Source organism: Alphaproteobacteria bacterium (assembly GCA_035625915.1).
Classification (GTDB): domain Bacteria; phylum Pseudomonadota; class Alphaproteobacteria; order JACZXZ01; family JACZXZ01; genus DATDHA01.
This window is the reverse complement of the sequence record DASPOR010000205.1, coordinates 1-26,491: the sequence shown is the minus strand read 5'-3', so window position 1 is coordinate 26,491 and position 26,491 is coordinate 1. Positions and strand designations below refer to the sequence as shown.

Annotated in this window: 23 protein-coding genes; 6 read left to right on the top strand and 17 right to left on the bottom strand. The window is 62.7% G+C overall.

Annotated elements, in window-relative coordinates; all coding sequences use genetic code 11:
- Positions 1-52 precede the first annotated feature (52 nt).
- A complete protein-coding gene (locus tag VEJ16_16450; GenBank protein ID HYB11254.1) occupies positions 53-664 on the top strand; it encodes an HD domain-containing protein in 612 nt (203 codons plus the stop codon).
- A gap of 63 nt (positions 665-727) precedes the next feature.
- Here the strand turns inward: VEJ16_16450 and VEJ16_16445 are convergent, their stop codons facing one another.
- From VEJ16_16445 to VEJ16_16410, 8 genes are all read right to left on the bottom strand, one after another.
- Complete coding sequence (locus tag VEJ16_16445) at positions 728-2,539, bottom strand: potassium/proton antiporter (protein HYB11253.1); 1,812 nt, start codon at positions 2,537-2,539, stop codon at positions 728-730.
- A 105-nt stretch (positions 2,540-2,644) separates the two neighbouring features.
- Positions 2,645-3,322, bottom strand: coding sequence for a MarC family protein (locus VEJ16_16440; protein HYB11252.1), 678 nt, complete (start codon positions 3,320-3,322; stop codon positions 2,645-2,647).
- Positions 3,323-3,437: 115 nt separating this feature from the next.
- Complete coding sequence (locus VEJ16_16435) at positions 3,438-4,472, bottom strand: Gfo/Idh/MocA family oxidoreductase (GenBank protein HYB11251.1); 1,035 nt, start codon at positions 4,470-4,472, stop codon at positions 3,438-3,440.
- Positions 4,473-4,476: 4 nt separating this feature from the next.
- Entirely contained in the window at positions 4,477-5,304 is an 828-nt protein-coding gene (locus tag VEJ16_16430) for an amidohydrolase family protein (protein ID HYB11250.1), read from the bottom strand.
- A 13-nt stretch (positions 5,305-5,317) separates the two neighbouring features.
- On the bottom strand, positions 5,318-6,454 hold the full coding sequence (locus VEJ16_16425; GenBank protein HYB11249.1) for an ABC transporter ATP-binding protein: 1,137 nt from the start codon (positions 6,452-6,454) through the stop codon (positions 5,318-5,320).
- On the bottom strand, positions 6,455-7,297 hold the full coding sequence (locus VEJ16_16420; GenBank protein HYB11248.1) for a carbohydrate ABC transporter permease: 843 nt from the start codon (positions 7,295-7,297) through the stop codon (positions 6,455-6,457).
- A gap of 4 nt (positions 7,298-7,301) precedes the next feature.
- Positions 7,302-8,252 carry a sugar ABC transporter permease gene (locus VEJ16_16415; GenBank protein ID HYB11247.1) on the bottom strand — a complete coding sequence of 317 codons (951 nt, stop codon included), beginning with the start codon at positions 8,250-8,252 and terminating at the stop codon, positions 7,302-7,304.
- A gap of 200 nt (positions 8,253-8,452) precedes the next feature.
- Positions 8,453-9,751: an extracellular solute-binding protein gene (locus VEJ16_16410; GenBank protein ID HYB11246.1), complete on the bottom strand. Its 1,299-nt coding sequence runs from the start codon at positions 9,749-9,751 to the stop codon at positions 8,453-8,455.
- A gap of 284 nt (positions 9,752-10,035) precedes the next feature.
- Here VEJ16_16410 and alr point away from each other — a divergent pair, with 284 nt between their 5' ends.
- Both alr and VEJ16_16400 read left to right on the top strand, forming a co-directional pair.
- Positions 10,036-11,181, top strand: coding sequence for an alanine racemase (alr, locus tag VEJ16_16405; protein HYB11245.1), 1,146 nt, complete (start codon positions 10,036-10,038; stop codon positions 11,179-11,181).
- A 452-nt stretch (positions 11,182-11,633) separates the two neighbouring features.
- On the top strand, positions 11,634-12,392 hold the full coding sequence (locus VEJ16_16400; GenBank protein HYB11244.1) for a glucosamine-6-phosphate deaminase: 759 nt from the start codon (positions 11,634-11,636) through the stop codon (positions 12,390-12,392).
- Between the two features lie 17 nt (positions 12,393-12,409).
- Here the strand turns inward: VEJ16_16400 and VEJ16_16395 are convergent, their stop codons facing one another.
- The 9 genes from VEJ16_16395 to mutM form a co-directional block, all read right to left on the bottom strand.
- A complete protein-coding gene (locus VEJ16_16395; GenBank protein ID HYB11243.1) occupies positions 12,410-12,808 on the bottom strand; it encodes a DUF1330 domain-containing protein in 399 nt (132 codons plus the stop codon).
- 76 nt (positions 12,809-12,884) lie between these two features.
- Positions 12,885-15,329, bottom strand: a complete 2,445-nt coding sequence (gene gyrB / locus VEJ16_16390; GenBank protein HYB11242.1) for a DNA topoisomerase (ATP-hydrolyzing) subunit B — start codon at positions 15,327-15,329, stop codon at positions 12,885-12,887.
- A 33-nt stretch (positions 15,330-15,362) separates the two neighbouring features.
- Entirely contained in the window at positions 15,363-16,574 is a 1,212-nt protein-coding gene (recF, locus tag VEJ16_16385) for a DNA replication/repair protein RecF (protein ID HYB11241.1), read from the bottom strand.
- On the bottom strand, positions 16,571-17,689 hold the full coding sequence (dnaN, locus tag VEJ16_16380) for a DNA polymerase III subunit beta (GenBank protein HYB11240.1): 1,119 nt from the start codon (positions 17,687-17,689) through the stop codon (positions 16,571-16,573). Before dnaN ends, recF begins: the two co-directional genes overlap by 4 nt.
- A 397-nt stretch (positions 17,690-18,086) precedes the next feature.
- Complete coding sequence (gene dnaA / locus VEJ16_16375; GenBank protein ID HYB11239.1) at positions 18,087-19,469, bottom strand: chromosomal replication initiator protein DnaA; 1,383 nt, start codon at positions 19,467-19,469, stop codon at positions 18,087-18,089.
- Positions 19,470-20,048: 579 nt separating this feature from the next.
- A complete protein-coding gene (gene rpsT, locus VEJ16_16370; GenBank protein ID HYB11238.1) occupies positions 20,049-20,309 on the bottom strand; it encodes a 30S ribosomal protein S20 in 261 nt (86 codons plus the stop codon).
- A gap of 231 nt (positions 20,310-20,540) precedes the next feature.
- Entirely contained in the window at positions 20,541-21,317 is a 777-nt protein-coding gene (locus VEJ16_16365; GenBank protein ID HYB11237.1) for an enoyl-CoA hydratase, read from the bottom strand.
- Between the two features lie 57 nt (positions 21,318-21,374).
- Entirely contained in the window at positions 21,375-21,773 is a 399-nt protein-coding gene (locus tag VEJ16_16360; protein ID HYB11236.1) for a hypothetical protein, read from the bottom strand.
- Positions 21,774-21,790: 17 nt separating this feature from the next.
- Positions 21,791-22,624 carry a bifunctional DNA-formamidopyrimidine glycosylase/DNA-(apurinic or apyrimidinic site) lyase gene (gene mutM / locus VEJ16_16355; GenBank protein ID HYB11235.1) on the bottom strand — a complete coding sequence of 278 codons (834 nt, stop codon included), beginning with the start codon at positions 22,622-22,624 and terminating at the stop codon, positions 21,791-21,793.
- Between the two features lie 47 nt (positions 22,625-22,671).
- Between mutM and ubiE the strand changes: the two genes are divergently transcribed.
- The 3 genes from ubiE to coaBC all read left to right on the top strand — a co-directional run bounded on the left by ubiE (position 22,672) and on the right by coaBC (position 26,350).
- Positions 22,672-23,463: a bifunctional demethylmenaquinone methyltransferase/2-methoxy-6-polyprenyl-1,4-benzoquinol methylase UbiE gene (ubiE, locus tag VEJ16_16350; GenBank protein HYB11234.1), complete on the top strand. Its 792-nt coding sequence runs from the start codon at positions 22,672-22,674 to the stop codon at positions 23,461-23,463.
- Positions 23,464-23,475: 12 nt separating this feature from the next.
- Positions 23,476-25,026 (top strand): 2-polyprenylphenol 6-hydroxylase, encoded by a 1,551-nt coding sequence (gene ubiB / locus VEJ16_16345; GenBank protein ID HYB11233.1) that lies wholly within the window; start codon positions 23,476-23,478, stop codon positions 25,024-25,026.
- Positions 25,027-25,147: 121 nt separating this feature from the next.
- A complete protein-coding gene (coaBC, locus tag VEJ16_16340; protein ID HYB11232.1) occupies positions 25,148-26,350 on the top strand; it encodes a bifunctional phosphopantothenoylcysteine decarboxylase/phosphopantothenate--cysteine ligase CoaBC in 1,203 nt (400 codons plus the stop codon).
- The last annotated feature ends 141 nt before the right edge of the window (positions 26,351-26,491 follow it).

Here is a 26,491-nt window from a genome sequence, read left to right as displayed (position 1 = left end):
GCGCATTACGATTTCACCGGTCGTCGAAGACCTTTCTGGAAGGGAGACCAAAATGCCGGACGACGTGAGGACCCAACCCCTTGTGCAGTACCGGCGCATGGAGGACGGCACGAAAGAGGAATACAAGCGCGTCTTCGAGCACATGAAGCCGTTCGAAGCGAAGCTTCCGGACCGCATCATGACCGCCATGGCGCTTCTGCGCGACAGTTACAGCGGCGAAATGGTCAATCGACTCGTCCACTCGCTCCAGACCGCCACACGCGCGCAGCGCGACGGCCGGGACGAGGAATATGTCGTGGCCGCCCTCATCCACGACATCGGCGATTTGCTCGCGACCGAGAACCACGCGGAATACGCCGCCGCGATGCTCAAGCCCTATGTCCGGCCCTATACCCACTGGACAGTCCGCCAGCACGGGCTTTTCCAGGGCTATTATTATTTCCATCACTTCGGGCTGGACCGGAACGCGCGCGACAAGCATCGTGGCCACCCCGCCTACGAGATGTGCGTCGAGTTCTGCGCCAAGTACGATCAGACGTCCTTCGATCCGGACTATGACACGATGCCGCTCGAGGCGTTCGAGCCGATGGTGCGCCGTATCTTTGCGCGCGAACCGTGGGGACCCCACACGAAGGAGCAGGGCGGATACGATAGCCGGTACTGAGCAGGCTATTTATCGGGACGAGTCCCCGGATCCGAGTTCTGGCGGCATGACGACCGGAAACGTTCAGCGCCTCAGGGAGCGAGCGATGGAACGCCCGAGCCGCCGTCGCGTTCCGGTGAGACGGCGTACCAACGCCTCGGGCAGGATATGGAGATGGGCGTGCTCCAGACGCACGCCGACCGTGACGATTTCCTCGCCGTCCATGTCGGTCACGACGAGCTCCACCGCACCGGCCGCGACCGTATCGCCGACCGAGGGTTGTTCGTCGAGACGGCTTTCGACGAACCGACCGAGACTCATGGCTAGTTCCTCGCGTGTGGCGGGGAAGTCGTATTCGTGCGCGATCGAGCCCACAGGGGCGTCCGCGCGAAAGACGAAGTCGGCGAGCTGGACCTCGGCGCGGGTGCTGCGTTGCCTTCGCCGGGGCAAGAAAAGGCGGTCGACGGCAAGGGCATGCTCGGGAGGGCAGATCAGGAGGGCGGAATCGCCGGGCTGCAATTCGCCGAGTTCGCGCAAGGGAATGACACTCCGATCGCGGATGACAGCGAGGAGCCGCGTGCGTTTGGGCAGTGCAATCCGGTCGAGTGGCCTCTTTGCGATGGGGCTGTCGCTCCGCACCGTATAGCCGACGACTTCGCGATCCATCTGGGACGGCAGGTCGATCTCCATGCGGCCGAGCGGCTCCGGCATGGGCGGCACCTCGACTTCCAACCGGCGCGCGATCCAGGGAACCGTCCAGCCCTGGAGGAGAAGGGATGCGAGGACCACGATGAAGGCGACGTTGAAGTAGCGGTGGGCGTCGGGAACGCCGCCGAGGATCGGGATGATCGCGAGGAAGAGCGGGACGGCACCGCGCAAGCCCACCCAGGCGATGAACAACCGCTCCTCCCAATTGAAACGCGAGAAGGCGAGGCAGAGGAAGACGGCGACTGGCCGGGCCACGAAGATGAGTGCGAGCGCCACGATCGTCGCGGGAACCAGATCCGGCACGAGTTCGCGCGGTGTCACCAACAGACCGAGCATCACGAACATGACGATTTGTGCGACCCAGGCAATCCCGTCGTGAAAGCGCCGCACGAGCTTGTTCGCGCGCAGGCGCTGATTGCCGGCGATGATCCCCGCGAGATAGATCGCGAGAAACCCGCTGCCGCCGAGCGCCTGCGTGCCGCCGAAGACGACGAGGGCGCCGGCCGCAACGAAGACAGGGTAGAGGCCGGGTGCCAGCTCAAGGCGATTGAGCGCCCACACCAGAGCACCCCCACCCGCGACGCCGAGTGCCGTGCCAAGACCGACTTGGCGCAGGAATTCGCCTTCCACTTCCCAACTGGACCGGCTGCCGCCCGCCGCGATGATGCCGACGAGAAGAACCGTGAGCAGCACGGCCAGCGGATCGTTGGCGCCCGATTCGATTTCGAGGGTCGTGGCGACGCGACGCTTCAGGTCCATGCCGTGCTGGTGGAGAAGGAGGAATACGGCCGCCGCATCCGTGGAGGCCACCGTTGCCCCCATCAGAAACGCGTTGAGCCAGCCGAGGCCGAAGACGTAGCGCGCGCACACGCCCGTAACCCCTGCCGTGACGAGCACCCCCAAGGTGGCGAGGAGCGACGCCGGCAGCCAGGAAATGCGCAAGGCCGCCAAGGGCGTCCGGAGCCCGCCATCGAAGAGGATGATGGCGAGCGACACGCTCGCGATGAGGTAGGCGCTCTTGAAGTCGTCAAAGGGGATGCCGAGAGGCCCGTTCTCGCCGGCGAGCATGCCAAGGCCGAGGAAGACGAGCAGCAAGGGTGCGCCGATTCGCGACGACGCAACGCCGGCAAGGATGCTTATCACCAGCAGCGCGCCGCCGAGCAGGATGAACTGGTTCGCAAGCTCCATCGCACCCCCGAAGCGATGACGCGTCCGCGCTCGACCTTTGCCCGCACCCATAATGACACGAGCGGCGGCAAGCGGCAGCGTTCGTTCGCCGGGGGCGAGCGAGCCTCAATCGATCGGCGGCACGATCAGCCCGCTATAGCCGTTCCACATGATCTGCACGCCGATGCAGAGAAGGACGAAGGCGGAGAGGCGCACGAAGACGTTGGTTCCCGTCCTGCCGAGCATCCGTTCGATGTTTTCGGCGAACCGGTAACATATGACGATCGTCGCGGCGATCGCGACGAGTCCTACGATGGCAGCACTGCCGATCAGCGCAAGGTGCGCGAAACTCTGAAAGATGCGCGGTCTCTGGCTGCCGAGCGTCACGGCGGCGGCGATCGAGCCCGGACCGACGGTCAATGGCATGGTGAGGGGATAGAACGCCGCCTCGACGTAGCCTTCGTCCGTAATGCTGCTGAAACCTTGACCCTCCTTGGGTTGATCGCCCTCATTGAGGATCTTCCAGCCCATTGCCGTGACGACGAAACCACCCGCGATGCGTACGACCGGCAGGGTGATGCCGAAGAAACTGAGAATGTGGGACCCGATAAAAAGGGAGCCGAGCAGCAGCAAGAATCCGTTGAAACCAATGCGCCAGGCAAGTGCGTGGCGGATCGGGGCCGAGCAGTGGCGTGTAAAGCTCAGGAATACGGGTGCGGAGCCGAGCGGATTGACGATGGGGAAAAGCGCTGCATAGACCAGGAGGAACGGATTGATCAGGTTGTCGAGGATTTCCTTTTCCAAGTCGCCTCCCGACATCGCGATTCAGATCACCGTGGCGAAAAACTCTCGCCGCAGCAGGACGATAACATGGCGTGTCGGGATGCGACTAGCTTGCGCGCGATTTGGACGCGCTGCGTCAGGAAGACGGTGTTACGCCCAACTGGTGCAAACCCGCCGCCCAATAGGCATGTTCGACAAGGCGAAGGGTCTCCAGGTTATCCTCGGGGCCGGTCTCGAAGGGCGCCCCACTTTCCAGGCAATCGACGAAGTGCGCGATCACGCCATCGAAGCTCCCTTGATATCCCTCGGCGGCGTCGTAGCTCACGCAGCGCTGCTCGGACCCGAGTAGGCGCAGCTCGTTGTCCTCGAACATGACGCTCGCCTTCGTCCCCACGATCTCGAGCCGGTCCGGCGGGCGCACGGGATAGCCGACTGCCGCCATCGTACCCGTCACGGTGACCGGCGCCCCCGACGGCGTTTCGAGAAAGACCGCCGCAACCGTTTCGCCCGTGACGTCCGCGAGGGTGCGCGTTGCGCGGCTGCCCACGACGCGCAGGTCGCCGCACAGATAGCGCATGGTGTCGAGATGGTGGATCAGCACCTCGGCGATCATCAGGCGCGCTTCGTGCTGCATGAAGGGCTGGCGCACGAAGGCCGGGCGCTGGCCGGTGGAGTCGGGCAGGAACCCTGAATTGATCATCGCCATGCGTCCGAGCACGATCTCGCCGATGTCGCCGCCGGCGATCCAGCGCTTGAGCTCCCGGAACCAGGGCCGGAAGCGCCAATTTTCGTGAATCATCAACCGCATTTTGCCGGCGACGCGGCGCACGAGGGCCTCCGACTGGGAAAGTGTCGGCGTCATCGGCTTCTGGCACAACGCGTCGATCGCGCGGGCCGCCGCCGCCTCGACCCAGGCGGCGTGGGTCTCGCGCGGCGAGGCGACATCGAGTGCGTCGATCTCTTCCTCGTCGAGCATGGCATCGCGCTCGCGATAGGTCTTGCCGATGCCGAACTCATCGGCACGTTTCTTCGCACGCCCCGCATCCGGATCGCACACCGCGACAAGACGCACGCGCGAGCCCAATTTTCGCCAGGCGGTCAGATGATACCAGCTGATCATTCCGGCCCCCGCGAGGGCTACGTTCAGAGGCCGTTTCCGCCTTTTCGCCATGGCCCTATCCTCCGAAACCGAAGAGCCCGAGAGGGTTCCGCCACATCACCTGCTCGCGCTTTACCGGATCCGGTATCCAGCGCTCGATGGACCGGAGTGCGGTATCGTAGCGGAAACCGCCCGGGAAATTGACGAACGGCCAGTCCGAACCCCAGACGCAATTATCGATTCCGAACGCTTCGATAAGGGCCTCGGCGTAGTCGTCGAGATCCGTGAAGCCTTGCTTTTGGCGAGAGATACGATAAGGGGCCGAGAGCTTGACCGCCGCCTTGCCCTGCCGACCGAGGCGGAGTACCGCCTGGAAACCCGGTTGGCCGATCCCGAGCGCGAGGTCGCGCACGCCAAAATGGTCGACGAGCACGCGGACCCCGCTTCGCCCGAGCACTTCGGCCGCCGCAGGCCACTGGGCGTCGTCGGCAAAGACCTGGGCAAACCAGCCGAGGGCCTTGAGCCGGGCAAGGTAGCGCTCGGCACCCCGCCCCGCGAGTGCGTCGGGCTGGTAAGTCACGAGATTGAAGCGCACGCCGACGACGCCGCGCTCCCCGAGGGCCACGAGATCGCGCTCGGGCGTTTCGGGATCGACGACGGCAATGGATTTGTACCGTCCCGGATAATGCGACATCGCGTCGAGCAGGGCCGAATTGTCGTAGCCGTAGCCGCTCAGCTGCACAAGCAGGGCGTGGCGGACGCCATGCGCGTCGAGCTCGGCGGCGAACATCTCGCGCGTCGCTGTCTCGCCGGAGGTTGGCTTGTAACCGGGGCCGGTCGGAAAAGGAAACCGCGCGGGGTCGATGATGTGCGCATGGGTGTCGACGATGCTGGGCTCGGCCATTTTCCTGCCTCCCTCAGGCACTTGACGACGAAGCATACCCGCCGATCGCGCGCTTCGTCATCGGGTCGAACAGTTGGATTGCCCCGGTGTCGAGCGCCATTGTCGCATGCGCGCCGGGCCTGAGCTTCGTCTCGCGTCCGATTCGGGCGGTCAGTTCCTGCCCTGTCTCGCCGAGCGTCAGCAAGAGTAGAGTCTCGGCACCGAGGGGTTCGACCGCCGCGACGCGCACCGCGACAGGCTCGGCCCGTTCTGCGATGGCCGCGGGCGCTGTTTCGTAGAGGTCTTCGGGGCGAATACCGAGCAAAACCTCGCGTCCCAGGGACGACGTCAGTTCCGCCGCAACGTGAACGGAAAGCGGAATGCGGACATCGCCAAGCAGCACGTCGGGGCGATCGCTTCCCCTGTTCAATTTCGCCTGCAGGATGTTCATGGGCGGATTGCCGAGAAATCGGGCGACGAACGTATTGACCGGATTGCGATAGACTTCGAGCGGCGGGCCGATCTGGACGACCTCGCCCTTGTCCATGATGCAGATGCGATGTCCCATGGTCATCGCTTCGACCTGGTCATGGGTCACGTAGATCGTCGTGACGCCGATCTCGAGTTGTTGGCGGATCAATTCGTTGCGAGTCGAGACGCGCAGTGCTGCATCGAGGTTTGAAAGCGGCTCATCGAAGAGAAAGACCTTGGGCTGGCGCACGATGGCGCGGCCGAGTGCCACCCGCTGGCGCTGCCCGCCCGAGAGGGCGTGGGGCTTGCGCGCAAGGAACGGCTCAAGCCCGAGTTTTCCGGCCGCAAGCCGCACACGCCGATCGATCTCATCCCGGGAGAAGCCGCGCCGGCGCAGGCCGAACGCAAGGTTGTTGTACACATCCATATGCGGGTAAAGCGCATAGGACTGGAACACCATTGCGATATCGCGATCCTTTGCCGGGACGTCGTTTATGACTCGGCCGTCGATCGACACGTTACCGGCGGTGATCGGCTCGAGCCCAGCGATCATGCGCAGCACCGACGACTTGCCGCATCCGGAGGGTCCGAGGAGAACGATGAATTCGCCCTCGGCGACAGTGAAGCTTACGTCCCTGACCGCCAAATCGGCGCTTGCGCCGTAGCGTTTGCACAATTTCTCGACAGCCACCCACGCCATCTAGCGAACCGCCCCCGCGGTCATGCCCTTAATCATGGTCTCGGAGAAGAACGCATAGAGCAAAATGATCGGCGCTATGGCGATCATGAGCCCGGTCGCCACCATGCCGACGTCGAGCTGGTGGCCGCCCATGAAATGCATGATGCCGAGGGGTAACGTGCGCATGTCGTCGTCGGTCAACAGGACAACGGCGTAGAGGAACTCATTCCAGAGGATGATGAAATTGAGCGTCACCGTCGTGAAGATCGCGGGCGCTCCGATCGGGAGCGTAATGCGCCAGAAGATCTCGAAGTCGGCGTAGCCGTCCATGCGCGCGGCATCGAACAGATCCTGCGGTATCTGCGCGAAGAAACCCTCGAGGATGTAAACCGTCATTGCGATGTGCGCGGCAACGTAGACCACGATCAGGCCCATAAGCGTGTTGTAAAGGCGGTATTCCAACAAGATCTGAAAGAGCGAAAGGATAAGAAGCTGGGGCGGGAGGATCAGGCCCGAGAGGATCGCGAGGCGCGCGAAACGGCTGCCGCGGAAGCGATAACGCGCGAGGCAATGCGCCACCATGGCGCCAATCACCGTAAGAATTGCGACGGCACTGAAGACGACGATGACGCTGTTCCAGAAATAGGTGCCGTAATTGGACTTCGTCCAGGCGTCGGCGAATTTTTCCCAATGGAAATGCTGCGGCAGTGCGTAGGGATCGCCGAAAATCTCCGGCGTGGTGCGGAGCGACATGAGTGCGACCCACAGGAACGGCCCACCCGTCACGACGGTGTAGATAACGACGAACAGGATAAGCGGCGCGCGCCTCAGATATCCGAGCCAAAGGCTGAGCGGCGATATCATCGGCTCAATACTCAAGCTTGTCGCGCTGACGGAAGATCCGTGTCATCGCGACCACGAAGACCATGATGATGACGAACCAGAGCACCGCGATCGCGCAGGGATAGCCGAGATCGAACGTGTTCCAGTCGAAGGCGCGCTTATAGACGTAAGTCGAGACCGTCTCGGTAGACCATAGGGGTCCGCCGCCAGTCATGATCCAGACGAGATCGAAGAGCATCATCTTGCCGATGAAGGACAAGACCAAAAGATTAACGATGGTCGGACGCAGCATCGGGATGATGATGTGGACGAGCTTGGCGAACCAGCCGCAGTTGTCGAGCTCCGCAGCACCCAGCACTTCGCTCGGCAACGCGTAAAGGGCCGCGAGGAAAATGATCATGTTGAAGCCGAGCCACTTCCAGATGTGCGTCACCATGACCGATCCCAAGGCGGTCGAGGGATCGCCCAACCACGACTGCTCGAATGCCCCGAGCCCGATGCTTCGCAGCACGACGTTGGCGAGGCCCCAATCGTAGTCGTAGATCCACACCCATATGATTCCGACGACGACGTATGACATGAGGACAGGGGTGAACCACACGATGCGAAGGAGCTTTGCGAAGGGTGCGCCCGCAAAAAGACAGAGCGCCAACAGGAGGCCGCCGAATACGTCGGCGGTCGTTCCGACGAGGGCGAAGACGGCCGTATTGCGGACGGCGGTCCAGAAGACCGGGTCGCGGGTGATCAGCTCGATGAAGTTCGCAAATCCGACGAACTCCACGACACCGTGCGGCTTGATGACATGCAAGCTGTTGTAGAACGTGCGCAGCACGGGATAGACGGTGAAACCCGCATAGATCAAGAGGGCCGGCGCGAGAAAGAGCAGCAGCGTGCCGAGTTTGGCGCGGCGCGCATCGACTTCCGAATGAGCGGGCCGGTGCCGGTCGACACCTGCCACTCTTGCAGCGAACGTCACGGCAGATGCGCCAGGACGACGCCGCGGGCGTCGAAACTGTATCGGCCCTCACGCAAACCGCTCGCGTGCGCCGGCGGACTGCAGGCACCGGCCCATTGACAAGGCCGCTCACAGGGCACTTTGGACCGTCCCGCGATTGGTCTCTTCCTTTCGTCCGTCAAAAGGGATTCCGCCCGCCCCCGCCGGCGGAGTCCGCCTCCCTAGCCCTTATAACACCCGGAATTCATCATCTTGACCGTCTGATCGACCGACAAAAGGCCACCCGGGAAGCCTGCGTTCAAGACTTGGGTGAAGGTGTCCTTGCATTGCCCCTGCACCATGTCGAGCGGGCCGCCGATGAAATAGTCCATCCCTTTCTGGCGTGCCATGAGTTCCGTGAAGTAGGCGGCGTAGGGACCGCTGAACTCCTTCACCTCGGCCTTCACGGCAGTTTGCAGATAGATCGTCTCGATCCACCGTTTGCCCATTTCCGGCGTCGACATCGCGTTGAGGAATTCGGCTGCGAGTTCCTTATGCTTGCTTGCGGCATTGATTCCGAAGCTGGCGCCGATGTCCGAGGTCTTGCAATTGTTGCACGCCCCGCCATCCATTGCCGGGAATTGCATGATGCCGATCGGAAAGTCCTTGGGCTGGCCGCCCTTGTCCTCGGGGACAAAGGCGCGGCCGGTGTACCAGCTTCCCATCGGCAGCATCAACGCAAGGGGCTTGCTATAGAAGTAATAGTGGGATTCGCCGAGTTTCAGCGTCATGAAGTTCTTGGGATATGCACCGGCATCGACCAGTTCCTTCGTCCACTTGAGCACGTCGACGACGCGCGGATCGTCGAATGACAACTTGCCAGTGAAGAGTTTTCGGTAATCGTCCTTGCCGAGCTTTCTCAACAACGCCTCGCCGACGATGTAAGCGCCGGGATAGGGCCGGTCGCCCACGCCCTGCGCAATCGGCGTAATGCCGGCTTCCTTCGCCTTTTTGACGATCTCGAGGAACTGCGACTGGGTGAATTGCGCATTCGCCGGCAGCTCGAAGCCAAGCTTTTTCAAGAGGTCCTTGTTGTAATAAAGCTCGTTGGTATAGGCCTCTTGCGGCAGGCCGTAGGTCTTGCCGTCATGAACCCATACCTGGCGCGCCCAATCCTGGATATTGCTCCAGTCGACGAGGTTGTCGAGCGGGGCGAGATAACCGGCGGTCACGTATTCGGTCCAATCCGGCTCGATATAAAACACATCGGGGCCCTCGCCCGCGGGAAGGGCTGTCTTGAGTGCCGCGAGCATGGGATTCTTCTCGTACCACGTGATCTTGACGTGTACCCCCGGGTGCGACTTCTCCAGGTTGCGCGCGGCGAGTTCGCGGAAGGCGACCTTCGCGTCCTCATCGGCTTCATGGCTCCACACCGTCAAGGTCACGTCCTCGGCATGCAGTTTGGGCGTGAGGCAAGTGAACGTCGCGGCAACGGCCCATGCCGCCGCCGCGGCCAAACCAATTCGATTGAATGTCGTCATTGCGGCTTCCCCCCTGAGCACGTTTTTACCAATGAAGGCGAACGCGGCGCCCCATGGTTCGGGACGCCCTGTAGCGAAGCACGGAATCGTACGATCGGATCGGAAGCTATCGTCCGCCAGCATAACGTGCGCTTGGCAATGAAACAATTCGATTCGTCCAACGGCTCTTCCGTAGCACCTCATGCACCTTCGCGCGCGCATCCATGCAAGCGCATACACCACTCGCGCGCATCCACTTCGTCGCCGCAATTGCCATTTCATTCCCCATCGCCGATAGTCGAGCGATGCAGCCTGATCCCACAGAGGCCGTCGCCCTCGCTCAATCGAGACCGAACCTTTTCGAGATCGACCTCGGCGCCGTTTCGCAATTCACGCGCAATATCCGAAAGCTCGTCGGGGCGGAGGCCACGATCTTCGCGGCTCTCAAGTGCAACGCGTATGGCTTCGGGCTCATTCCCGTGGCGCGCACGGTGCTTGGCGCAGGTGCGAATGCCGTTGCGGTCGTCGATGGCGGGGACGCCATCCGGCTGCGCGAGGCCGGCATCACAGCACCGATCCTGGTTTATCCGGGATCGGTCGTGTCGGCTCAGACGGTTCACGCCGTCGAGGCCTACGATCTCGTTCCGACAGTCGTGGATTTGGATTCGGCGGCACTCTTTTCGCGCCATGCGACACGCGTGCTAAGCGTCGCCGTGAAGGTCGATGTTGGGCAGGAGCGGCTTGGCTTTCCCGCCGAGATGGCGGCGGAAGCGATCGCGGCGATCTCCCGCATGCGGAACCTTCGCGTCGAGATCGTCAATACGCATCCCAACGTGCCGTCGCCACCGTCGTCGGAGTACCTCGATTGGCAGCTCGGGCGATTCGCCGCGGTGTGCCAGGAAGTCAAGAGTCGCGGGATCGATATCCCCGTTCGGATGTTCGCGAGTTCAAAATTGCTTGCCATCCTCGGGCGGCTCGAATTCAACGCAGTCGATCCGGGACAGATGTTTTTCGGGCCCTTCAAGGAACAAGGCGACGTGCCGTGGCCGGCGACGCGCCAGGCTTTCCGAAGGTTGTCGAGCCGGCTCATCCACGTGCGCACCTTGGAGCGCCGTGAATTCCTCGCTGAGGCGCCGTTTCCGATCCGTGCCGGCGTGCGCATGGGTGTCATCCCCATCGGCTCGGCAGATGGCGCTCTATGCCTCAACGCGGGTGCCGTCCTTGTGCGCGGACAGAAAGCCCCCGTATTGGGCGGCCCCTCGCTCGAACACATGCGCATCGACCTCAGTGGCTTGCCCGACGCCGCGATAGGCGATGAGGTCGTACTGATCGGCGAACGGGATGGCGAGGCCATTCCGCCCGAGGCCGTGGTCGCACGCCATCGGTTGGCGCGCGTCAGCGATCTCGCCATGGCTGTCGGTGCGAGGATTCCGCGCCGCTACATCGAATAGAGACAACTACGCGCGTTCGGCCACACGGCGGGGCGGTTCAGCCCGGCTTTGCAATCCTCCGGCGGCCGATGAGGCTTGCGCATGCGATTGCGCGATTCGAGAGGTCCAGCCCGGCGGCCACCAATTCGCCTGCTCTTTCGAGCGTGCGGGCGAACGGCACGGGCATAGGCTCGGCAGGGCTAGCGATATTCCAGCGGGCGGCGGGATCGGCGTGAAGGGCCCAGGCTCCCGCCGCAGCGATTGGCATGTCCGTCGATTTCTTGCGCGAAGGATGCATGGAGGCGACCTCGCACCGGAGCGATAAAGGAACAGTCGAATTGAACGGGGGAGTGCTTAACGAGCGGTTAATTTCGTGCGCACTCTGAAGACAATGCGCGATTTGCACGCGCTGCCTTCGGCAGGCATAGTGTCGTCGATGGCGATCGGATTGCTCTATGGGGAGGATCGCAACGATGAGGATTTCGGTACACAAGAATGCCGACGAAATGGCGAAAGCCGCCGCCGAGGCGGCAGCGCAAATTCTTCGTGCGGCACTCGCCCGCAAGGGAAGCGCTGCATTTATCGCGGCGACCGGTGCTTCCCAAATGGCTTTCCTGCGTCATCTCACCGCGGCGCCGGGAATCGCGTGGCCGCGGACGGCCATGTTCCATCTCGACGAGTATATCGGCTTTCCCGCCGATCACCCCGCGAGCTTTCGCCGTTACTTGCGCGAACGCCTGACAGGCAAGGTTCCGATCGGGACGGCGCACTTCATCGAGACCGATGCGCCGAATCTCAGGCAGGAAATCGAGCGGCTGAATGCGCTCTTGAGGGCGACGGAGGTCGATGTCGCGTTCGTCGGTATCGGGGAGAACGGTCATTTGGCCTTCAACGACCCGCCGGCGGACTTCGAGACCGACCTGCCTTACATTCCCGTGATCCTGGACGAGGAATGCCGCAACCAGCAATTCGGCGAGGGGTGGTTCGCCTCGCTCGCCGACGTGCCGAAGGTCGCCATTTCGATGTCCGTGCGGCAAATCGTGAAATCGACCGCGATCGTCTGCACCGTGCCGGAGGCGCGGAAGGCCAAAGCGGTCAAGACATGCGTCGAAGGCCCCATCGGGCCGATGGCGCCGGCCTCGATCCTACGCAAGCACGCCGCATGTACACTCTTCCTCGATAGCGATTCGGCCCAACTCCTCGCACCGTCGTCGCTGCAGGCGTCGGGTTGAGTGCCACCTGACACATTTCAGGGAGAGCGGCCCTCGATAATGAACGCCCGTGATTTGTCGGAAACCGAACTGTCGCGGAGGGGCTTGATTTCCGCATAGGCGGGGGAGGCGTAAAAGCGCTGCGCCTCGGCCATGCTTGGAAATTCGACGATTGCAACCTGGCCGAGGGGGGGCGAGCCGAACACCGGCGCCTTCCGCCCATTCGCCGCGAGGAAATGCGCGTTATAGGGAGCCACCGCCGCCGTATAAGCCTTCGAAAACTTCTGGAACGCCTGACGATCGACGATGTCCTGTTCGACGACGACATAGGCCGGTGGGATGCCGCCTTGCGCATGGAGCGCCTTGACACCCGTAGCACCGATTGCCGCACCCGCCACGAGGGCCAATACGAGTGATTTGTCGACGCTCCCGATCATCGCACCCCTCCGTGCCGAATGCCGCCACCCTCGCGCGCTGGCGCCGCCAGCACGCACGACCCCGCAATCCCGCCATTCACACGTCCAGGTTGGCCACCTTGAGCGCATTTTGCTGGATGAAGTCGCGGCGTGGTTCGACGATGTCGCCCATGAGCGTTGAGAACACTTCCTCCGCCTGGTCCATATGCTCGACACGCACCTGGAGCAGCGAACGCGCGTGGGGATCGAGGGTCGTCTGCCACAGCTGCTCCGGATTCATCTCGCCCAGGCCCTTGTAGCGCTGGATGGCCACACCTTTCTTTCCGAGCTCGAGTACCGCATCGACGAGGCCGATCGGACCGGCGATCGAAAATTCCTTGTCCTTCGCAGTGAGCTTGCCGCGTTTCACATAGAGTGCCTGGAGCTCGCCCGCAAAGGCGTCGACCCGGCGTGCCTCGGCCGAGCGGATCACGGTTCCGTCGATGACATGACGCTCGGTGACGCCGCGACGCGTGCGTGCAAATTCGAGTCCGCCGTCGGGAAGCGGTGTTGCCTTCCAACCGCGTTCGTGTTCGGCGGCCAGCCGATCGAGGCGGGCTGCGATATAGTTCGCCGCGTCCTGCGCCTGCTGGCGATTCTGGAGGATATCGGGATTGAGCGCACCTGCGATCGCGGCCTGCTCCACGACGGCGGCGTTTCCCAGATGGCGGATCAGCGGCTGGAGCAGCGCCTTCACCGTGCGCGCCTTCTGCACGATGTCTCGGAAATCCGCACCCGCATGCTGAACCGCGTCGTGGGAGGTGAAGACCGCGTCTTCGAGGGCGGCACTCATGAGGTAGTCCTCGAGCATGCGATCGTCCTTCAAATAGACCTCGGACGAGCCGCGTTTGGCGCGGTAGAGGGGCGGCTGTGCAATGTAGAGGTTGCCGCGGTCGACGAGTTCGCGCATCTGGCGATAAAAGAACGTGAGCAAGAGCGTGCGGATGTGGCTGCCGTCAACGTCGGCGTCCGTCATGATGATGATCTTGTGGTAGCGAAGTTTCTCGGGGTTGAAATCCTCGGGCCCGATCCCCGTGCCGAGTGCCGAGATGAGGGTGCCGATCTCGGCCGAGCCCAGCATCTTGTCAAAACGCGCGCGTTCCACGTTCAAAATCTTGCCCCGCAGGGGAAGGATCGCCTGGGTCGCGCGATCGCGCCCCTGTTTGGCGGATCCGCCCGCCGAGTCGCCCTCGACGATGAAGAGTTCGGCCTTGGCCGGGTCGCGTTCCTGGCAATCGGCGAGCTTGCCGGGGAGCGAGGCCATGTCGAGCGCTCCCTTGCGTCGCGTAAGCTCACGGGCCTTGCGGGCCGCCTCGCGGGCGGCGGCGGCCTCGACCACCTTGCCGACGATGCGCTTTGCGTCGGCCGGATGCTCCTCGAACCATTGGGCGAGCTTGTCTGCGATGATGCTCTCGACGACGGGGCGGACCTCCGAGGAGACGAGCTTCTCCTTGGTCTGGGAAGAGAATTTCGGGTCGGGCACTTTGCATGACAGCACGCAAGTCAGCCCTTCGCGCATGTCGTCGCCGGTCAGGGCGATCTTTTCCTTCTTGGCGATCCCTTGCTCGTTCGCGTAGTTGTTGATGGTGCGCGTAAGGGCCGCACGGAATCCCGCAAGGTGCGTCCCGCCGTCCTTTTGCGGGATGTTGTTCGTGAAGCACAGCATCGTCTCGTGATAGCTGTCGTTCCATTGGAGAGCTACCTCGACGCCGATCCCCTCGCGCTCGCCGCCGACCACGATCGGCCCCTGGTGGAGTGCTGTCTTCGAGCGGTCGAGCCAGGTTACGAACGCCTCAACCCCACCCTCATAATGGAGGGCCACCGATTTCGGTTGAAGCCCGCGTGCGTCGGTCAGGTTGAGAAACACGCCTGAATTGAGAAAGGCAAGTTCGCGCAGCCGATGCTCGAGGGTCGCGAAATCGAATTCGGTCTTTGTGAAGACCTTTCGTGACGGGAGGAACGTGATTTCCGTACCGGAGCGGCCGGCATGGGGGCCGACAATGGCCAAAGGTGCCTCGGGCTCGCCGTCACGAAAGCGCATGGAGTGCTCGGCCCCGTTGCGCCACACGTGCAAATCGAGCGTTTCGGAGAGCGCGTTCACGACGGAAACCCCCACGCCGTGCAAGCCGCCCGATACCTTGTAGGAATTCTGATCGAATTTCCCGCCTGCGTGGAGCTGCGTCATGATGACTTCGGCCGCCGAGACGCCTTCCTCGGCGTGGATGTCGACCGGAATGCCCCGGCCGTTGTCGCGCACGGTGACCGAGCCGTCGGCGTTCAGAATGACATCGATGCGATCGCAATAACCGGCAAGCGATTCGTCGATCGCATTGTCCACGACTTCGTAGACCATGTGATGGAGGCCCGAGCCGTCGTCCGTATCCCCGATATACATGCCCGGGCGCTTGCGCACCGCATCGAGGCCGCGCAAGATCTTGATCGAGTGCGAGTCATAGGTCTCGTCACCCTGCGGTGCTACTGGATCGGTTGCCTTGTCAGCCATCCCTCTCGCCTTCTTTCATCGCTGTCGCAGCGCTCAACGCGGTGCGACCTCGCCACCGGCTACTCGAAAATATCGCGCATTGTCGCCCATGCTTTCGAAGAGCGCTTCATCCGTGCCGGTCATCCAGGCCTGCGCACCCAATGCGCGTAGTTCATCGTAAAGTGCCGTGCGTCGCACGTGATCGAGGTGTGCCGCGACCTCGTCGAGCAGCAGAATCGGGGGTGCCGAGTGCTCGAGTGCCAAGAGCCGCGCGTGGGCCAGCACGAGGGCGATCAGGAGCGCTTTCTGCTCGCCCGTCGAACAAAGCGCGGCCGGCATCCCGTTTTCGACGTGCTGGACGGCGAGATCGGTGCGATGCGGTCCGTCGAGTCCGCCGACCGCCTCGATGTCCTGTGTACGCGAAGCCGCAAGATGCGTCTTGAACCGATCCTCGACCTTGAGGGCGGGCGCCTCGTCGAGCCAGCTTTCAACGTTACCCCGAAGTGCCACACGTGCGCGCGGGAAAGGGGCAATGCCAAGATGAAGGGCCTCTTGGAGCCGGCGAACGAAAGCACGACGCGCCGCGGCGATTGCAACGCCTTTTTCCGCCATGGCCGCTTCGAGTGCCGACAGCCACGCCTCGTCGCGAATGCCGTCGCGCAAAAGACGCGCGCGCTCGCGCAGCGCATGGTCGTAGGCGGCAACCCGCCCGGCATGATCGGGATCCGCACCATAGATCAGCCGATCGAGAAAGCGCCGGCGGCCGCCAGTACCTTCCTGGAACAGGCGATCCATATCCGGCGTCACCCACAATATGCTCAGAAGCCGCGCGAGCTCGGCCTGGCCGCGCATCGGCTTACCGTCGATGCGCACAACGCGCCGGGGCGAATCGGCACTTGCCTCGGGATCGCGCCCTGTCCCGATCTCGAGCGGGCCGCGCCGCGTCGCAAGGGACGCGGCAACGGCCCAGCACGTTTTCTTGGCACCGGCCCTGCGATCGATCTCGTCGAGGCGGGCGCGCCGCATCCCGCGGCCGGGTGCGAGGAGCGAAAGGGCTTCCAAGAGGTTGGTCTTGCCAGCACCGTTGGGGCCGGTCAGCACGACCGGCTGAATCCCCGATTCGAGCCTCAGGCTTGCGTAGCCGCGAAAATCGGTGAGCGCCAGGCGGCGTACCGCAAGCCGGCCCGCGGGCGCGCTCGCCGAGGCAGCATCGGCAACCGGCACTGCCATCGAACCCGTCACGCAATGGAGCGCTGCGTCCTTCACACTCGCATCGGCATCAGCACGTAAAGCGCGCTTTTGTCCGCGGCGTCCTGAACGACCGTCGGCGAGGCGGCATCGGACATCGCGAATTGGGCGTAATCGCCTTCGATCTGTTTGGTGATATCGAGGAGATATCGCGAGTTGAATCCAATTTCGAGAGCACCCGAATTGTACTTAACCTCGATCTCCTCGGTGGCGCTGCCGGCGTCGGGGCTGCTGGCCGAGAGGGTCAGCACACCGTCCGCGAGTGCGAGCTTCACCGCGCGCGATTTCTCGGTCGAAATCGTCGACACTCGGTCGACCGCATCCGCGAATTCGTGGCGTGCGACTTCGAGGACTTTGTCGTTGTTCGTCGGGATTACTCGCTCGTAATCGGGAAATGTCCCATCGATGAGCTTTGACGTCAGCACAATGTCTTCCAAGCCGAAACGGATCCGTGTCTCGGAAAGGCCGACCTGCACCGCCGCCTCGCTCGCGTCGATGAGCTTGCGCACTTCGAGGACCGTCTTCCGCGGTACGATGACGCCTGGCATGCTCTCGGCCCCAGCAGGCAGCGCCATCTCCACGCGCGCGAGACGATGGCCGTCGGTCGCCGCCGCGCGCAGAAACTTGACCTTGCCCTGTTCGGCGGCGTGGAGATAGATGCCGTTCAGATAGTACCGCGTCTCCTCCGTCGAAATCGCGAAACCGGTGCGATCGACGAGCGTCTTGAGCTCGGTTGCAGCCAACGAGAATTGGGTCGGCAGCTCGCCTCCCGTCATGACCGGAAAATCCTCGGCGGGGAGCGTCTGGAGCGTGAATTGGGAACGCCCGCACTTGATGAACAGCATCGATCGCTCGCTGTTCGACTCAAGCCGCACCTGCGCACCCTCCGGCAGCTTGCGTACGATGTCGTAGAAAGTGTGTGCGGAAACGGTCGTGGCCCCATCCTGGCCGATCTCGGCCGCCGTGCGATCGACGATTTCGAGGTCCATATCGGTCGCCGTAAGGCTTACCGAACCCGTCTTCGCCTCGAGGAGCACGTTTGCGAGGATCGGAATCGTGTTCCGGCGCTCGACGACGCTCTGGACATGGGCGAGCGACCTTAAGAGGGCCGCGCGTTCGATTGTTATCTTCATGGCGGAACGGAGCCGAGCAATTGACCCTAGGGAAATCCAGCCAGCAATCGGGAAAAAACACGGCAATCGCCCGACGCCGATTGCCCCATCCGACAGCACCGAAATGGCGCTATTTGAACGGTCGTGTAGTATAGCATAACCTTTTGGAGTCCGAACTAATTTCCGCCGATGATTCGCCCTTCGGTCCGACGACCGGTGCGTGTAATTTGTGCGCCTTGTTCGCGCGGCGGCTTGCCCGCGTAGAATTGCACGCACCCGCCAGCGTTCTGTTTCAGATGGCCGATTCTTTACGTGTCGGCATCATTCCGGCCGACGATGTGCGATAAGCGGGAATTGAATGTCCCGGGTGATCGATTCCACGCACCACGATGATGAGCGCGCCGCGGGGATCGGACCGTTAACCCTCGAGCATTCGGCGCAGGAGTTCGACGTCGTCCGAAAATCCGGAGTCGGTCGCACGCAATTCCTCGACCTTGCGCACCGCGTGCATAACGGTCGTGTGATCGCGCCCGCCGAATTTGCGCCCGATTTCCGGCAACGAGCGCGCGGTCAATTGTTTGGCGAGATACATGGCGACCTGGCGCGGGCGCGCCACCGCGCGCGCACGGCGTGCCGAGTGCATGTCCGAGATCCGAATATTGAAGTGCTCCGCGACACGCTTTTGAATCTCCTCGATCGTCACGCGCCGATCATTCGCCCGCAGCAGGTCATGGAGCACTTCCTGCGTCGTTTCGAGCGTGATCGAGCGGCCGATGAGGGTCGCGTGCGCCACGATGCGATTGAGCGCACCTTCGAGTTCGCGCACGTTGGACGTGATCTTGTGCGCAAGGAATTCCATCACCTTGGCGGGTATGGGTTGTACGCCCATGCTTTCCGCCTTGGACTGGAGGATGCCGAGCCTCAGCTCGTAGCTCGTTGGATGAATATCGGCGACGAGGCCCCAGCCGAGGCGGGAGCGCAGGCGCTCCTCAAGTCCCTCGAGATCGGACGGCGATTTATCGGCCGAAATCACGATCTGGCGGTTCTGGTCGACCAGGGCGTTGAAGGTGTGAAAAAATTCCTCCTGGGTCGATTCCTTGCCGCTGATGAACTGGACATCGTCGATCATCAGGACGTCGACCGAGCGGAACTGCTCCTTGAACGCGACCGTGTCCTTGAAACGGAGCGCGCGGATGAACTGATACATGAACTTCTCGGCCGAGAGATAGATGACGCGGCGCGCGGGATCGCGCTTTTTGATATGCCACGCGATGGCGTGCATCAGATGCGTCTTGCCGAGGCCGACCCCGCTGTAGAGGAAGAGGGGATTGAACGGCACGGTCGAGGACTCGGCGACCCGGCGCGCCGCGGCGTGCGCGAGCTCGTTCGGTTTGCCGACCACGTAATTTTCGAACGTGAAGCGCGGATCGAGGGGCGCCGAGAAATTGCTACGGCCGTCCTGCTCGGGTTCGGAAGTGTCGGGTGCTTGCTCCCGCTCGGCCTTGGCCTTGAGCTTCCCGGCCGCGGCGTCCCGCGTCGATTCAACGAGGATGTCGATGGCACGGACGCCGGAATTCTCGCCGGTCCAGAACGTGCGGATGCGGTCGGCATAGTGGTTGGCAACCCAATCGCGCATGAATCGCGTCGGCGCTGAAAGACGGACGAGCCCCCCCTCCATCGACTTGAAGGTAAGCGGCTTCAACCAGCTCTTGTATGCTGCTTCACCGTACTCGGCCCTGAGACGTCCACGAACCCGCGCCCATTGCGCATCGACTCCGCCGCGAAATTCGCTTTCCGCCATCACTCGCCCCTACCTGGAATCATCACCGGCCCCTCGCCGGCACAATCCGACACCTGACCCGGCGAGCTCGCGCACATTTTGCACCTTCGCCCCCACCACAATTCGCGTGGGCCCGTGAGAAGTCGGAAATGGATTTGTGCTATTCGCAGCTAGAGCGCCGAATATCGAATTCTGGACCACTGACTGCCCCCCGCGGCAACCGAATTAATTTGATTACCGCTTTATTGTACGCCGGCCCTCTTTGTTACCGTGGCCGGCTGCATTTTTGTGTCCTCGGATCGGTTGAGATCGACTTCTTCTTTTATCGCACGAGACACCCGCAGCTCTTCTTCGAGCTATTGAATCGACTCGGAATTTGTCAGCGAATGGGGTGCCTGCGCAATGACCGCCGCGTAAAATCGAATCTACTCGCGCCGCCGTCGCCATGCAATAAGACGAAAAGGGAACGATTGAAAAATTTTGCGCTTTCGTGACGGCCGTGCGGATAAATCTGTACATCGCCGTGAACCTGCGGTGACCGAGAGACGACAAAACCGCAACGATAGGATTGCAGTTTCGCGCCGCCGGGCGAAAAGATTCTTACAGCGACTTGATGCGCGCGGAGAGGCGCGAGAGGCTTCTCGCAACAGTGTTGCGATGAATGACGCCCTTCGTGACCGCAGAGTGCAGCTCCGGCTCCATCTCCCGATAGGCGGCCTGTGCTGCACTCTTGTCGCCGCTGGCGATTGCCGCTTCGGTCTTGCGGACGAAGGTGCGCAGACGGCTGGTGCGCGCGCGATTAATGTCTTGCCGTCGATCGTTCCGTCGAATCCTTTTCTTCGCCGATTTATGGTGCGCCATTTCTCACCCGATGCGACGGTTCCCCAACCCCTGGGACATCAATCCCGCGTGGGCGGTGTTCGAAACCGTATGCTTGTTGAACGCTCATGCTTGCCCGCCGCCGAAACTTCCATCGACCTCACCCCATCGACCCATCCGGCGGCACAAGGCGCGGGTTATAGCCTCCGGCGACCCTCGCCGTCAAGCGCGCGAAGCCCGCCTCAGCCCTGGGGTTCAGCGCCAACCGGGCGCTCAACGGTTCTTGAAATCGGGTGCCCGCTTTTCGATGAAGGCCCGCATGCCTTCTTTCTGGTCTTGCAAGGCGAAGGTCGAGTGAAACAGCCTTCGCTCGAAGCGAATGCCCTCCGTAAGCGTGGTCTCGTATGCGCGATTGACCGATTCCTTGGCCATAAGCACCGACGGTCGTGAAAGTTTGGCAATCGCCTGCGCAGTCTTGATCGCTTCAGGCAGAAGTTCGGCAAGCGGCAACACGCGGCTTACAAGCCCTGCACGCTCGGCTTCCGCGGCGTCCATCATGCGTCCCGTGAGCACCATTTCCATCGCCTTCGATTTGCCGACGAAACGTGTAAGGCGCTGAGTGCCGCCAGCACCCGGAATCGTTCCAAGCTTGATCTCAGGTTGGCCGAACTTCGCGTTGTCGGCCGCAAGGATGAAGTCGCACATCATGGCGAGTTCGCACCCCCCACCGAGTGCGAAGCCCGCCACGGCGGCGATGATCGGCTTGCGGCACGTCGTCGCACGCTCCCAACCTTTTGTGATGAAATCGCGGAGATATACATCCATATAGCCCTGCGGCTGCATCTCCTTGATGTCGGCACCCGCCGCGAATGCTTTATCGCTTCCGGTGATGACGACGGCGCCGATCCCTTCGTCCGCCTCGAAGGCATCGAGGGCTGCACCCATTTCGACGATGAGGGGCGAACAGAGTGCATTCAGCGCCTGCGGGCGATTGAGCGTGATGAGCCCGACGGTTCCGCGCGTCTCCGCGATGATATGCTCGTATGCCATCGATTATCCCCTATGTTGGCGATGCAACCGCGCTCGTGCGCGCCGTGTCCACAGCCGTCAACTCGGCGAAAGATAAAAGCGAACCGTAAGTCGCCCCTTCTCCTGGTAGAGCTCGAGGCGCAGCACCTCGCCCTCGCGTCGGTAAGCACCCGTTCCAGCCGCACTCCACCCGAGTTGCGGCAACGTGCGCGCATAGAATTCGAGGACTGATTTTCGCGTCATGTCGCCTTTCGCGTAGGCCTCGACGATCCGGCCCTGAGGCGTGTCGAAAATGACGTCCGCGTCATCGATCGGGGCGAGTCCGGGCATGAGTGGAATATCCTCGGTGCCCGATACGAAGGCGTCGGCGGCGCGGAGCGATGCCGCCTCGGGCATGGTCAGGATGAGCGCTATTCCCAATGTCGCCGCGAGGGTGCGTGCGAATTTCGAGGGTCGAAAAAACGATATCTGCCGCATTGGAAGACGATTTCACCTCAACGTTGGAATCGTGGACAGAGAAATGTCGAGCGATTCGATTGTACGATTCGTTTGATTTTGCACGGCACTGCATCTGCAACACAGCGCGGACAGGCCTCGCCCTCGCGTCCGTACACGGCCCAGCTATGCTGGAAATAGCCGAGCTCGCCCGAGGGTTGCACATGATCCCGAAGCGACGATCCGCCTGCCGCGATCGCCTCCGTGAGGACCTTGCGGATCGCGCGCACCAGGCGCTCGGCGCGCTCGCCAATACAAGTGCGCGCCAGCCGCTTGGGCGAGACATCGGCCCAATAGAGGCTTTCGCAGACATAGATGTTGCCGAGACCGGCGACGACGGTCTGGTCGAGAAGGGCGGCCTTGATCGGCGTCTTTTTGCCCTTGAGTGCTGCCGCAAGAACCTCGGCGTTGAAGCTGTTGCCAAGCGGCTCGGGTCCGATCCCGGCAAGTAGCGGATGGTTTGCGAGTTCGCCTTCTCGGGTGAGAAGCATGAGCCCGAAACGACGATGATCGTTGAAGCGGATTTCGCTGCCGTCATCGGTCACGAAGACTACGTGATCGTGACGATCGGGTGGCGCGCCGTTCGCGATGATCATTCGTCCGGACATGCCGAGATGCACCAAAAGTACGAGCCCACCTTCGAGTCGCATGAGAATGTATTTTGCCCGGCGATCGATGCGCTCGACCGTGAGGCCCTGAACGCGATTGACAAATCCTCGGGGCAGGGGAACGCGCAAATCGGGTCGACGGGTTTCGACCCGCGCGAGGCGGCGGCCGACCAGCTTGGCTGCCAGCCCTCGGCAAACCGTCTCGACTTCGGGAAGCTCAGGCATAGGCGGCAAGCTAGCCTATAGATAGGCGCTGCGCTATGGTCCGCTACATGTCGGAGAAAAGCGGCCTGGAACCTCGCGACTCGCCCTCGGCCCGCGTGCGGGAGGAGGCGGATTTCGGCTTTCGTCGCGTGCCGGCCGGGGCCAAGAAGAATCTCGTGCGCGAGGTCTTCGACACGGTGGCCAACCACTACGACCTGATGAACGATTTGATGAGTGCGGGCGTCCACCGGCTTTGGAAGGATGCATTGGTCGACTGGCTCGCGCCCCGTTCGGGACAAACGATCCTGGACGTTGCCGGCGGCACCGGGGATGTCGCCTTTCGACTCGCTGCCCGCACAAAGCGGACATGCCGCGTCGTGGTTTGCGACGCGAACGAGCGGATGGTGCAAATCGGGCGCGACCGCGCGCTCGACCGGGGCATGCTCTCTGGAATCGACTGGCTTGTCGGCGATGCACAGGATCTTCCGGTCGCTGCGAACTCGGCCGACGCCTACACGATCGCCTTCGGGCTTCGGAACGTGACGGATATCGAAACGGCCCTGCGCGAAGCCAAGCGCGTGTTGAAGCCGGGCGGGCGATTTTTGTGTCTCGAATTCAGCCGCGTCACGGTGCCGCTTCTCGACGATCTTTACAGCCGCTATTCCTTCTCGGTCATTCCCTGGATTGGCGCGAATGTGACCGGCAATCGCGAGGCCTATCGTTATCTGGTCGAGAGCATTCGCCGCTTTCCGCCCCAGCATTTGCTCGCCGAGCGGATCGAACGCGCCGGCCTCGGCCAGGTGCGCGTGCGCAATCTGTCGGGCGGGATCGCGGCCATGCATTCCGCTTGGCGGCTTTGAGCGCCGGGCCGGATGCTCGAACCCTTACGTCACGTCGCCCGGCTTCTCGCTATCGCGCACACGCTTGCGCGTCATGACGCGCTTTTCCCGCTCGAGGCTGCGGAAATCGCACCGATTGTGACATTCCTCGCGCGCGCATTGGCTAAAAAACGGCGTGGCGGGGACAATGTGCTGCGGCCCGGCCAACGCCTTGCGGCAGCACTCGAGGAACTCGGCCCGAGCTTCATCAAGCTCGGCCAAGCGATTTCGGTACGCTCGGATCTGCTCGGCGAGGAGGTCGCCGAAGATTTGTCCTTGCTCCAGGATCGCCTTCCTCCCTTCGCTAGCGCAGAGGTACGGGCGACAATCGAGCGGGAATTGGGTAAACCGGTCGAGACCCTTTTTGCGCGTTTCGACGACAAGCCCATCGCCGCCGCCTCCATCGCACAGGTCCACTATGCCGAGACGACGACCGGCGACCCCGTCGCGGTCAAGGTCCTCCGTCCCGGGATCGAGGCGTCCTTCGAGCGCGATATAGCGCTCTTAGATTGGCTTGCCGGGCTCGTCGAACGAACGAGGCCCTCCCTGCGCCGCCTCAAGCCGCGCGACGTCGTCACCACGTTTCGCGAGACGGTGCACATCGAGATGGATTTGCGGATGGAGGCGGCGGCCGCGTCGGAATTCGCCGAGTCGCTCTCCGACGATCCGAACGTGCATGTTCCGACGGTCGATTGGCTGCGAACCTCGCGCCGTGTGATGACGCTCGAGCGCATCGAAGGAATCCCGATCGACGAGCGCGACAACCTGATTGCCGCCGGCCACGATCCCGACCGGATCGTGGCGCGGGCGGCCGAGACGTTCTTCGTCCAGGTTTTCCGCAACGGATTTTTCCACGCTGACATGCATCCGGGAAACGTTTTCGTCGATCGCGACGGCCGCCTCGTGATGGTCGATTTCGGCATCATGGGGCGGGTCGACCGCAAAACCCGCATCTATCTCGCGGAGATGCTTGTCGGATTTCTTCAGGGCGACTATCGGGCCGTCGCCGACGTGCATTTCCGCGCGGGATACATCCCCCGCGAAAAATCCGTCGACGCTTTCATGCAGGCTTGCCGCTCGATCGGCGAGCCGATCATGAACAAGCCGCTCCACGAAATCTCGCTCGCACGACTCCTGGCCCAGCTCTTCCAGATCACCGAGACCTTCGAAATGGAGACCCAACCTCAGCTCCTCCTTCTCCAGAAGTCGATGCTGCTCGCCGAGGGGGTCGGTCGCAGGCTCAACCCCGACATCAATATGTGGACGCTCGCCCGTCCGCTCGTCGAGGAATGGATGCGCGCGAATCGGGGACCGGAGGCGCGCATCCGCGAAAGCATGTATGAGCTGGTCGATCTCGTCGAACGCCTGCCCGAATTCGCCCGCGAGACCGAAGTGGCGATTTCGCGCCTCGCCAATATCGGCCTCATGCTGCATCCGGAAACGCTACAGGTACTGTCGGCCGCACAGCGGGGCGAGGTGGCGCTGCTCCTCCCACTCTGGGCCGTCGTGCTGCTTTTGGCGCTGATCCTGCTGATACTCCTCTGATTCGCGGTTACCCAGGCGCGCCGTCGGGTGCGCCTCCATTGGCCACGGGAAGGTTGCGCCTCGGCGTATTGAGCGATAGGTTATTCACAGGTCTTGCACGTATATTTTGGAGATAATTACAGTGCTGGTCGGCAAACGCGTTCTGCTGATCATCGCGGGTGGCATCGCCGCGTATAAGAGTCTCGAGCTGATCCGGCGCCTGCGCGAGCGCGGCGCGGCCGTGCGCGCGATCCTGACGAACGGGGGCGCCCAGTTCGTCACCCCGCTCTCTGTCGCGTCGCTCACCGAGGAAAAGGTCTATCAGGACATCTTCTCGCTGACCGATGAGAGCGAGATGGGGCACATCGAGCTTTCGCGTTCCGCCGACCTTCTCGTGATCGCGCCGGCGAGTGCCGACATCATGGCGAAGATGGCGGCGGGAATTGCGGACGATCTCGCGACCACAACGCTGCTTGCAACGGACAAGGCGGTGATGATGGCGCCGGCCATGAACGTGCGCATGTGGGAACATGCTGCGACGAAAGCCAATCTCGCACTTCTCGAGGCCCGCGGCGTCCGTCGTGTCGGCCCCAATGAAGGCGACATGGCGTGCGGCGAATACGGCCCGGGCCGCATGGCCGAACCGTTGGAGATCGTGGCCGCCATCGAGGCGCATTTCCATGACCGCTCGCCCCTTCGGGGCCGGCGCGCCCTGGTGACGAGCGGCCCGACCCATGAGGCGATCGACCCGGTCCGCTATATCGCCAATCGCTCCTCGGGCAAGCAAGGTCATGCGATCGCAGCGGCTCTGGCGCGGCTCGGCGCCACGACGACCCTCGTGACCGGGCCGACCTTCGAGGTGGATCCGCCGGGGGTGACGGTCGTGCGAATCGAGTCGGCGCGCGAAATGCTGTCGGCCTGTCTCGCCGCCATGCCCGCCGACGTGGCGGTGTGCGCCGCCGCGGTGAGCGACTGGCGTCCCGCCGAGGCCGTCGCCCAGAAGATCAAGAAGGACGGCAAGGCCCCGTCGCTCTCGCTCGTCGAAAATCCGGATATACTTGCCACGCTAAGCAAATCGGGCAATCGACGCCCTCGCCTTGTCGTCGGATTCGCGGCGGAGACCGAGAAGGTCATCGCCAATGCTCAGGCCAAGCGCAAGAAGAAGGGCTGCGACTGGATTCTCGCAAACGACGTTTCACCGGAAACCGGAACGTTCGGCGGAGACGCCAATACGATCCACCTGATCTCCGAGAATGGCGTGGAGGACTGGCCGACCATGACCAAGGCGCAAGTCGCCGAGCGCATCGCAGCACGCGTGGCGATCGAGCTCGGAGATGAGTCGTGATGGTTCACGGCCGTGCGATGCCGGCGATCCGTCTCCAGCGTCTCCCCCACGGATCGGATCTCCCCTTGCCCGCCTACGCGACGCCGGGCAGCGCGGGTCTCGACCTTGCCGCAGCGATCGCAAGCCCGATCGAGCTGGCCC